The 1,181-nt window shown below is 61.3% G+C and carries 1 protein-coding gene; it reads left to right on the top strand.

What is annotated here, in order from left to right:
• Window positions 1-1,176: elongation factor Tu (tuf, locus tag AC2FM5_RS19620; RefSeq protein ID WP_170361708.1), on the top strand; the 1,176-nt coding region annotated here is incomplete at its 5' end.
• Window positions 1,177-1,181 lie beyond the last annotated feature (5 nt).

The following is a 1,181-nucleotide window of genomic DNA, read 5'->3' as shown; positions in this document are numbered from 1 at the left end:
ATGGCAAAGGAAAAGTTTGAGCGTAATAAGCCGCACGTCAACATTGGCACGATTGGCCACGTTGACCACGGCAAGACGACGCTGACCGCAGCAATCACCAAGTATTTCGGCGACTTCAAGGCGTATGACCAGATTGACGGTGCGCCGGAAGAGAAAGCGCGCGGCATCACCATCTCGACCGCCCACGTGGAATACGAGACCGACAACCGCCACTATGCGCATGTCGACTGCCCCGGCCACGCTGACTATGTGAAGAACATGATCACCGGTGCGGCGCAGATGGACGGCGCGATCCTGGTTGTGAACGCAGCTGACGGCCCGATGCCGCAGACCCGCGAGCACATCCTGCTGGGCCGCCAGGTTGGCATCCCGAAGATGGTCGTGTTCCTGAACAAGGTTGACCAGGTTGACGACGAAGAGCTGCTGGAACTGGTTGAGATGGAAGTTCGCGAACTGCTGTCCAGCTACGACTACCCCGGCGACGACATTCCGATCATCGCAGGTTCGGCTCTGGCCGCGATGGAAGGCCGCGACCCGGAAATCGGCGAGAACAAGATCCGCGAACTGATGGCGGCCGTTGACGAGTACATCGACACGCCCGAGCGCGCTGTTGACCAGCCGTTCCTGATGCCGATCGAAGACGTGTTCTCGATCTCGGGCCGCGGTACCGTTGTGACCGGTCGTGTCGAGCGTGGTGTGATCAACGTTGGCGACGAGATCGAAATCGTCGGCATCCGCGACACGCAGAAGACCACCTGCACCGGTGTCGAGATGTTCCGCAAGCTGCTGGACCGCGGTGAAGCCGGCGACAACATCGGCGCCCTGCTGCGTGGTGTTGACCGTGACGGCGTCGAGCGTGGCCAGGTTCTGTGTAAGCCGGGCTCGGTGACTCCGCACACCAAGTTCGAAGCCGAAGCCTACATCCTGACCAAGGAAGAAGGCGGCCGTCACACTCCGTTCTTCGCGAACTACCGTCCGCAGTTCTACTTCCGTACGACTGACGTGACCGGCACAGTGACCCTGGCCGAAGGCACCGAGATGGTCATGCCCGGCGACAACGTGTCGTTCGGCGTTGAGCTGATCGCCCCGATCGCCATGGAAAACGGTCTGCGCTTCGCCATCCGCGAAGGCGGCCGCACCGTCGGCGCAGGCGTCGTGTCCAAAATCATCGAGTAAGGCGC

It is taken from the genome of Ruegeria sp. BHSA162 (assembly GCF_059613385.1).
This window is presented reverse-complemented; position numbering and strand designations above follow the sequence as displayed.